At 66.3% G+C, this 9,365-nt stretch carries 7 protein-coding genes and 1 pseudogene; 6 read left to right on the top strand and 2 right to left on the bottom strand.

The window, feature by feature from the left end:
• Positions 1-18: 18 nt before the first annotated feature.
• Positions 19-279 (bottom strand): 30S ribosomal protein S20, encoded by a 261-nt coding sequence (rpsT, locus tag JZ792_RS24490; RefSeq protein ID WP_109523805.1) that lies wholly within the window; start codon positions 277-279, stop codon positions 19-21.
• A gap of 455 nt (positions 280-734) precedes the next feature.
• Here rpsT and JZ792_RS24495 point away from each other — a divergent pair, with 455 nt between their 5' ends.
• Genes JZ792_RS24495 through JZ792_RS24510 form a run of 4 tightly spaced genes read left to right on the top strand, consistent with a single transcriptional unit; the run spans position 735 to position 4,996 of the window.
• Positions 735-2,348 carry a circularly permuted type 2 ATP-grasp protein gene (locus JZ792_RS24495; protein WP_405180156.1) on the top strand — a complete coding sequence of 538 codons (1,614 nt, stop codon included), beginning with the start codon at positions 735-737 and terminating at the stop codon, positions 2,346-2,348.
• On the top strand, positions 2,348-3,322 hold the full coding sequence (locus tag JZ792_RS24500; protein WP_109523803.1) for an alpha-E domain-containing protein: 975 nt from the start codon (positions 2,348-2,350) through the stop codon (positions 3,320-3,322). Before JZ792_RS24495 ends, JZ792_RS24500 begins: the two co-directional genes overlap by 1 nt.
• Entirely contained in the window at positions 3,319-4,161 is an 843-nt protein-coding gene (locus JZ792_RS24505; RefSeq protein WP_216913775.1) for a transglutaminase family protein, read from the top strand. The genes JZ792_RS24500 and JZ792_RS24505 overlap by 4 nt, the downstream gene beginning before the upstream one ends.
• 46 nt (positions 4,162-4,207) lie before the next feature.
• Entirely contained in the window at positions 4,208-4,996 is a 789-nt protein-coding gene (locus tag JZ792_RS24510) for an aquaporin (RefSeq protein WP_216913777.1), read from the top strand.
• A 55-nt stretch (positions 4,997-5,051) separates the two neighbouring features.
• On the opposite strand, the gene JZ792_RS24515 is transcribed toward JZ792_RS24510, so the two are convergent.
• Positions 5,052-5,603, bottom strand: coding sequence for a type II toxin-antitoxin system PemK/MazF family toxin (locus JZ792_RS24515; RefSeq protein WP_216913779.1), 552 nt, complete (start codon positions 5,601-5,603; stop codon positions 5,052-5,054).
• A 188-nt stretch (positions 5,604-5,791) separates the two neighbouring features.
• Here JZ792_RS24515 and lepA point away from each other — a divergent pair, with 188 nt between their 5' ends.
• Both lepA and JZ792_RS24525 read left to right on the top strand, forming a co-directional pair.
• A complete protein-coding gene (gene lepA, locus JZ792_RS24520; RefSeq protein WP_308165434.1) occupies positions 5,792-7,672 on the top strand; it encodes a translation elongation factor 4 in 1,881 nt (626 codons plus the stop codon).
• A gap of 335 nt (positions 7,673-8,007) precedes the next feature.
• A pseudogene (locus JZ792_RS24525) lies at positions 8,008-9,365 on the top strand (hypothetical protein); the annotation flags it as partial.

Raw genomic sequence — 9,365 nt, forward strand, 5'->3', positions numbered from 1 at the left:
CGAGCGATACCGGGGTGATCAGATCTTGTTGAGGGCCAGCGCGAGGGCCGACTTCTTGTTGGCGGCCTGGTTGGCGTGGATGACGCCCTTGGAGGCGGCCTTGTCCAGCTTGCGGCTGGCGAACTGCAGGCGCGCGGCGGCAGCTTCCTTGTCGCCGGAATCGGCGGCTTCGCGGAAGCTACGGATCGCGGTGCGCAGCGCGGACTTGACCGACTGGTTGCGCTTGCGCGCCTCCTCGTTGGTACGGATCCGCTTCATCTGGGACTTGATGTTGGCCACGCCTGTTTCCTCGTGTTCCTGTCGCTGAGTGGTGTGCTGGGCAGAATTGTTTCCGACTAAGCTTTCGCGTGCGACACACCCGGAGTAATCGAGTAACGCAACGCCGAAGATCGAGGGTACCAGCACGGGGACCGGCAGAAGAAATCGGCGGTCCGCCGACCAGGTCGCGGCGGTGTCGGCGATATGCCCGCGGCTACTGACCAACAGGTCTGTTAACCGGACTTTCAGTGTGCGCCGCACAGGTGATGCAAGAAATTTACCTGTGTCACACACAGCATTGCAGCTGGGTGTTGCACGATTTTTGCATGACTCCCGCTTCCCCAACACGTTCGGTCCGATCCGCCCCACCGAACCCGAACGGGTCCAATGGGAGTGTGAACGGAAACGGTAGACCCCAGACGTCAGGCCTGTTCGAAGGCTATAAACCGGGGCGTTTCGCAGGTGCTTTCGACGAGATGTTCGATGGTTCCGGACGCGTCCGCCAGCCCTACCGCGGCATTTTCCAAGCTCTCGCGCCGCTCGATGTCGGCGATCTGGAGCGCCGTTCGGACGCGTTGGACCGTGCGTTCATCGATCAGGGCATCACTTTCTCGCTGTCCGGGCAGGAACGCCCGTTCCCGCTCGATCTGGTGCCGAGGGTGATCGCGGCGGCCGAATGGAACAAGCTCGAGCGCGGCATCAAGCAGCGCGTGGTGGCACTGGAACTGTTCCTCGCCGACGTCTACGGCGAGCAGAACATCCTGCGTGACGGCGTGATCCCCAAACGACTCGTCACCTCGTGCCAGCACTTCCACCGGGAAGCCGCCGGGCTCGTGCCGCCCAACGGGGTGCGCATCCACGTGGCCGGTATCGACCTGATCCGCGACGAACGCGGCGACTTCCGTGTCCTCGAGGACAATCTGCGCTCGCCGTCGGGTGTCTCCTACGTCATGGAGAACCGTCGCACCATGGCGAGGGTGTTCCCCGACCTGTTCTTCTCGCACCGGGTGCGCGCGGTCGGCGACTACCCCGCGTACCTGCTGCGGGCGCTGCGGGCGTCGGCGGCCCCGAACGAGGCCGATCCGACCGTGGTCGTGCTGACCCCTGGCGTCTACAACGCCGCCTACTTCGAACACTCGCTGCTGGCCAGGCAGATGGGTGTGGAGTTGGTCGAGGGCCGCGACCTGTTCTGCCGGGACAATTTCGTCTACATGCGCACCACCGAGGGCGAACGCCAGGTCGACGTGATCTACCGCCGCATCGATGACATCTATCTCGATCCGATGCATTTCCGGCCGGATTCGGTACTCGGCGTCGCGGGCGTGCTCAACGCGGCCCGCGCGGGCAACGTGGTGATCTCCAGCGCGGTCGGCAACGGCGTCGGCGACGACAAACTCATCTACGCCTACGTTCCGACGATCATCCAGTACTACCTCAACGAGAAACCGGTACTGCCGAATGTCGACACCTACCGGTGCTGGCTGGACGACGAACGCGCCGAAGTGCTCGATCGCGTCGAGGAATTGGTGGTCAAACCGGTCGAGGGTTCCGGCGGATACGGCATCGTCATCGGCCCCGACGCGACCCAGCGGGAACTGGACGCGGTCCGCCGCAAGGTGCGGGCCGATCCGCGCGGTTGGATCGCGCAGCCGGTGGTGCAGTTGTCGACGGTGCCGACGAAGATCGGCAACGAGCTGGTACCCCGCCACGTGGACCTGCGCCCGTTCGCGGTGAACGACGGTGAGGACATCTGGGTGCTGCCCGGCGGCCTGACCCGGGTCGCGCTGCCGGAAGGTTCGCTGGTGGTCAATTCCAGCCAGGGCGGCGGCAGCAAGGACACCTGGGTACTGACCGGGCGCACCTCGCCCGAGGAACGGGAACTCGCGGGTGAGGAGTTGGTGAGCGATCCGCCGCAGTCCGACGCGTTCGAACTCGGCCGTGACCTCACCGCGCACCAGGCCAATCAGCAACAGCAGCAGCAACAGCAGGCCGACCGGCTGTCGGCCACGCAGACACAGAGCCAGACGCAGACACAGACCCAGCGGCAGTCGCGCGGACAGCGGCACGAGACGAACGACGAGGTGCGCTGATGCTGGCTCGCAACGCCGAATCCCTGTACTGGATCGGCCGCTACGTCGAGCGCGCCGACGACACCGCCCGCATCCTCGACGTCGCGGTGCACCAACTGCTCGAGGACGCCACCGTCGATCCCGACCGCACCTCCCGGGTGCTGTTGCGGGTGCTCGGCATCGAACCGCCCGAGGGTGTCCTCGATGTGTGGTCGGTCACCGATCTGGTCGCCTTCAGTCACGAGCACGGCGGTTCGATCATCGACTCGATCGCCAACGCCCGCGAGAACGCCAGGGGCGCGCGCGAGGTCACCTCGAGCGAGATGTGGGAATGCCTGAACGCGACCTATATCGGCCTCGCGGTCACCGAGAAGGCCGCGCGCAGTCTCGGCCCGCACGAGTTCTTCCACTACATCAAGGACCGCGCGGCCATGTTCGCCGGACTCTCCGATTCGACGCTCAGCCGCGACGACGGCTACCGCTTCCTGCTGCTCGGCCGTTCCATCGAACGCGTGGATATGACCGTGCGCCTGCTGCTCTCGCGCGCGGGTGACCGGACCTCCTCGCCCGCCTGGGTGACCGTGCTGCGTTCGGCGGGCGCGCACGACACGTATCTGCGCACCCACCGCGGTGCGCTGGACGCGAATCTGGTCGCCGAATTCATCCTGCTCGACCGGCTTTTCCCGCGCTCGGTCTTCCATTCGGTGCGGGTCGCCGAGAATTGCCTCGCCGAATTGGATCAGCGTCCGAGCAGTCGGGTGGGCGCTCGGCACGAGGCGCAACGACTCCTGGGCCGGGCCCGTAGCGAACTCGAGTTCCTGCCGCCGGGAGTTCTGTTGGAAGATCTGCAGAATCGCCTGCTGTCGTTGCAGAAGACCTGCCGCGAGGTGAGCGAGGCGATCGCGTTGCAGTATTTCCACGCGGCCCCGTGGGTCGCGTGGACCGACCTGCGCAGCAGCCAGGACAGCCGAGTGCAGGTGGAAGGCGAGCTATGAGTTGGCGGATGCGTGTGGTTCACACCACCGGATATGTGTACGACGCCCCGGTCACCCGGTCTTTCAACGAGGCCAGGCTCACCCCGCGCGCGGACAGCAGACAGAACGTCATCCTGAATCGGGTCGAGACGGTGCCGTCGACCCGTTCCTACCGCTACACCGATTACTGGGGCACCGCGGTGACGGCGTTCGATCTGCACGCCCCGCATATCGAATTGGAGGTCACCGGTTCCTCGGTCGTGGAAACCGAGCCGTTCGCCGGGCCCGCCGAGGAACTGTCCTGGGAGGAAATACACGACGAACAACTCGTCGACCGTTTCGACGAAATGCTCTCGCCCACCGAATATGTGCCGCGTGATCGCAAACTCGACGGCGTCGCCAGGCAACTCGCCAAGGGCGTGCCACCCGCGAAGGCCGTGATCCGCGCGGCCGAATGGGTGCACGAGAACATGGAGTACATCTCCGGAACCACCTCGGTCCACACCTCGGCGGTGCAGGCCTTCGCCGAGCACAAGGGCGTCTGCCAGGACTACGCGCATCTGACCCTGGTGCTGTTGCGCAGCATGGGAATTCCGAGTCGCTATGTCTCCGGCTATGTCCATCCGAATCCGGCCGCCGAGATCGGCGAGACGGTGGCGGGGCAGTCGCACGCCTGGATCGAGGCGTGGACGGGTGCCTGGTGGGGTTACGACCCGACCAACAACATCGGCATCAACGAACAGCACGTGTCGGTGGGTGTCGGGCGCGACTACGCGGACGTCACACCGCTCAAAGGAGTGTTCTCCGGCGGGGGGTCCACCGACCTCGAAGTCCTCGTCGAAATCACCCGTCTGGCCTAGCGTGTTGTGCGCCCGTGTTCGCACGGGAAACCAATAGCCTCTGGGTATGTCTCCTACGGCTCAGGAATTCGTCGAGGAAATCGCGGAAGACGGCCCCATTGCCGATGCCAGGAAATGGGGCGCCGAGGCGTTCGGCACCTTCGTTCTGGTGATGGGCGGCGTCGGCACGGCGGTGCTCGCCGGTGATCGGGTCGGCGCGCTCGGCGTCGCCCTCGCCTTCGGTCTCACACTGCTTTTCCTGGTGTACGCGATCGGCCCGATCTCGGGCTGCCACGTCAATCCGGCGGTGACGCTCGGCCAGCTGCTGCTCGGGCGGATCTCGGTCGTCACGGCGGCGGGCTACGTGGTGGCACAGCTGGTCGGCGCTTTCCTGTCCGGTCTGGTGCTGTTCGCCCTCGCCAAGAATCTGCCGTCCTACAACCGCAAGGTCGACGGGCTCGGAGCCAACGGCTGGGGCGCGCACAGCCCGTCGGCCCAACGCGGACCGCTCGGCGAGGTGGTCGTGCAGAACGGGTACGGCATGGCCTCGATGATCATCGTCGAGGTGATGTTGACCGCGCTGCTGGTCTTCGTGGTGCTCGCCTCGACCGATCAGATCTCCGACGTCCCGCTGGCCGGTCTGTCGATCGGTTTCACGCTCGGGGTCATCCACCTGATCTCGATTCCGGTGGACGGCACCTCGGTCAATCCAGCGCGCAGCCTCGGCGTCGCCTTCTACCAGGAGGGAGCGCCCGGTCAGGTCTGGGCCTTCATCATCTTCCCGCTGATCGGCGGCGTCCTCGGCGCGCTCGTCTACGGTCTGCTGTTCGGCCGCACCCGCGACATCGTCAGCTGAACCGAACGTCCGAGGAGGCCATCCGTGCGCGGGTGGCCTCCTGTCGTCTCCGGTGTCAGCTCCAGTGGTACTCGGCGACCAGGCGGTGCGCGACGACGTCGAAGGTCTTGCGCGCCAGGATCGCGCCTTCGCGGCGGATACCCGCCTCCGGCACGTCGAGCACCCGGTCCAGGCGCACCCAGCTCGGCCTGCCCTCGTGATCCCAGCTACCGCTGCCGATGCCGACCCAGTTCGGGTCGTGGGCGCGATCCTCCTTCGAGGACAGCATGAGGCCGAGCAGGGTCCGGCGATCACGTCCGACGACCAGGACCGGGCGGTCCTTGCCGTTGTTCGGATCCTCCTCGTAGGGGACCCAGGTCCAGACGATCTCACCGGGATCCGCGCGGCCGTCGATCTGCGGGCAGTAGACGATCTGCCTGGCCCGTTCGCGGGTGGGGACGGGCCGTGACGCGGCGGGCCGCACCTTGACGGCCGGGCCGCGGCGGGAGGTCAGGCTACCGACCAGCTTGTCGACGAGCTTGGGTCCCTGCTGCTTGACGATCTTCGGCCCCTGCTCCTTGGCGATGATGCCGAGCTGCTTGCCGATCGTGTTCCAGGTACGGGCCATCCAAGGAGGATAACGGCGTAGTCACGACTTCTCATCCGAGACGTGATTCGCCTGGTGGGGATCGGGATTCGGGACGGACTCCGGCCCGGCCGAGGGCCGAGGCCCCGGGTTCGCGGCGCACTCCGCGACGAGGGTGACCTGCGCGACGGCGATACCGCCGACGGGCGCGACCGGGTGCCCATGGGACGATGGACGGCAGTTTGCCGATACCCATGAGGAGTGGAGTGCCCGCCAGCTTCGCCGACACCACGTTCACCGATCCGTCGCGGATCCGGAACTTCTGCATCATCGCGCATATCGATCACGGCAAGTCGACGTTGGCCGACCGGATGCTGCAACTCACCGGTGTGGTCGAGGAACGCGCGATGCGCGCCCAGTATCTGGACCGGATGGATATCGAGCGTGAGCGCGGTATCACCATCAAGGCGCAGAACGTGCGGCTGCCGTGGCAGGTGGACGGCACCGACTACGTGCTGCACCTGATCGACACCCCCGGGCACGTCGACTTCACCTACGAGGTGTCGCGCGCGCTGGAGGCGTGTGAGGGCGCGGTGCTGCTGGTGGACGCCGCGCAGGGGATCGAGGCGCAGACCCTGGCCAATCTGTATCTGGCCATGGAGAAGGAACTGACGATCATCCCGGTGCTGAACAAGATCGATCTGCCTGCCGCCGACCCGGACCGCTACGCGGCCGAGCTGGCGCGGTTGGTCGGCTGTGAGCCCGATGAGGTCCTCCGGGTCTCCGGCAAGACCGGTGTCGGCGTGTCCGCTCTGCTGGATCATGTGATCACGCAGGTGCCCGCGCCGGTCGGCGACGCCGACGCACCGGCGCGCGCGATGATCTTCGACTCCGTCTACGACACCTATCGCGGCGTCGTCACCTACGTCCGCGTGGTGGACGGCAAGCTCACCCCGCGCGAGAAGATCAAGATGATGTCCACCGGCGCGACCCACGAGTTGCTCGAGATCGGCATCGTGTCGCCGGAGCCGAAGCCGACCCAGGGTCTGGGTGTCGGCGAGGTCGGCTACCTGATCACCGGCGTGAAGGACGTGCGCCAGTCGAAGGTCGGTGACACCGTGACAGCCGCGCGCGGCGGTGCGACCGAGGCGCTCACCGGGTACCGCGAACCGCGGCCGATGGTCTACTCCGGGCTCTACCCCGTCGACGGTTCGGATTACCCGGATCTGCGCGACGCGCTGGAGAAGTTGCAGCTCAACGATGCCGCGCTGACCTACGCCCCGGAAACGTCGGTGGCGCTCGGCTTCGGTTTCCGCTGTGGCTTCCTCGGACTGCTGCACATGGAGATCACCCGCGAGCGGTTGCAACGCGAATTCGACCTCGACCTGATCTCCACCGCGCCCAACGTGGTCTACCGGGTGGAGATGGAGGACGGTGCCGAACATGTCGTCACCAATCCGTCGTACTGGCCGGAGGGCAAGATCCGCAAGGTCTTCGAGCCGGTGGTGAAATGCACCGTCATCTCGCCGAGCGAGTTCATCGGTTCGATCATGGAGTTGTGTCAGGGCAGGCGCGGCGAACTCGGCGGTATGGACTACCTGTCCGAGACCCGCGTCGAGATGCGCTACACGATGCCGATGGCGGAGATCATCTTCGACTTCTTCGACCTGCTCAAATCGCGTACCCGCGGTTACGCTTCCCTCGATTACGAGGAGTCGGGCGAACAGGAATCGCAGCTGGTCAAGGTCGACATCCTGTTGCAGGGTGAGGCCGTCGACGCGTTCAGCGCGATCGTGCACCGCGACGCCGCGCAGGCCTACGGCCACAAGATGACCACCAAACTGCGCGAACTCATCCCGCGCCAGCAGTTCGAGGTTCCGATCCAGGCGGCCATCGGTTCGAAAATCATTGCCCGCGAGAATATCCGCGCCATTCGCAAGGACGTGCTCGCCAAGTGCTACGGCGGCGATATCAGCCGTAAGCGCAAACTGCTGGAGAAGCAGAAGGAGGGCAAGAAGCGGATGAAGACCATCGGTCGCGTCGAGGTTCCGCAGGAGGCGTTCGTCGCCGCGCTGTCCTCCGATTCGGATAAGCCGAAAGACAAGAAGTAGCACGTCTCCGCGTCGCGAGACCGGCTGAAACGACCTTCGAACATGACGATCTTCAGCCGGTTCTCGGCCGATCATCAGAATTCTCTCAGCCTCACCGGGCAGGATCCCTGGCGGCGCGGCCCCGGCCGATCGTCTAATAGTGGCTGGTGAGAGCCACTATTCGCAGGGGTGGCCGGATGGTGACGCCCACGGAAATGGGGCTACCGTTCGTCTTTCCGCCGTGGCAAGGTTTGCCCGAGAATGTGACAGCTGGGAATTCCGGAAATATCGTAAGGTGATCTTCACTCGGTCGGTCCGGCACGGTGAGGATGCTGGAACCGAGATGTGGAGCTTGCATGACGCGTGACCTGCCCTTCGACGGCGACGAAGCCGAGGCTGCCGACCCGTCCGGAGATACCGCGTATCGCGTCGCGACCGGCGCCGCCCGGGTGGCGCGCGCAGGCGCCTACGTCACGGGCGGCGCACTGATCGCCTCCAGTGGCGGTACCTCCGAAACACCCGGTGGCCAGCGGCTGGACAGTTGGAGCACCGGCTGGTCCGGAAACCACGACCCCGAACCGGATCTGCCGAGTCCGGTGGTGACCTTCCCGGACCCGGAACCGAATTCGGTGCCGGTCGCCCCGCACCGACCATCGATCGTCTCCCACGACGAAACCGTCCTCGCCGCACCGTCGCCCGGTGCGGCGAGTGGTGACAGGCAGGCGGCGCTGTTCGGGTCGCCGGAAGAGGACACGGTCGTCGGGTACGGGACCGACAACTTTCCCGGCGCGCCGAGTTTCCTCGACGCCGATGCCAGTGGGTACGACAGCGACCAGCGGTCCTGGTCGTCCGACGGCTCCGAAGCGACGGTGCCGGACTGGATGGCGGGCCAGGGCGACGGCGGCGGAGCGGGCGGCTCGGCCGGACCCGGCCTGGGATTCGGCCTGCCCGACACCGGCGGATTCCTGAACCCCGGTTCGGATCTGTTCGACTTCGCCAGGCATCACGCGTCCGCGCCGGATCGGGTCGGCGAACTGACCGATACGGTCGACGACAACGCGAATCCGTACGGTTTCGGCCATTCGTCGTTCAATCCGTGGGCGAGCACCACACCGGTCGACGCCGTCGACGCGGCCGAACTGTTCGACGGCATCGGCGATTTCGGCGTCTACGTGGGTGTCGACGCGGGGATGTCGCTGTACACCGAACTCGAGATCGATTTCGGTATCGGACCCAACGGCGCGTATCTGACCACCGAGATGAAGGTCGAGGCCTCGGCCGAACTGTCGATCAAGACCGCCGCGGGCACCAATGTCGGTGAGCAGATCGACAATCTGTCCGATTGGCTCGACAGCAAGTCGACGCCCGGCACGAGTCGGACCGGGCAGGATCAGCACGGAATCGGCGGCAGCACCAATGGACTCGCCGGTTCGACCGGTCCGGCGCCGCTGTCCGCCCCGGCGGCCCCCGCCGCGGCCGTCGCGCCCGCCCCGGCTCCGGTCGCACCCGCGCCGGTCGCGATGTCGGCCCCCGCGCCCGCGCCGCTCGCTGTCGCCGCACCCGCCGCGGTCGCCGCCCCGGTGGTAGCGACCCCGTTGCAGACCACCATTCAGCCCGATGCCGCCAATTCGCCGATCGCGAACGTGATCGCCGCGCCGACGGGGCCGTCGCCGCTGACCGCGCCCGCCGCCTCGGTTCCCGTGCTCTTCGAGCA

The organism is Nocardia noduli (assembly GCF_019038455.1).
GTDB classification, from domain to species: Bacteria; Actinomycetota; Actinomycetes; order Mycobacteriales; family Mycobacteriaceae; genus Nocardia; species Nocardia noduli.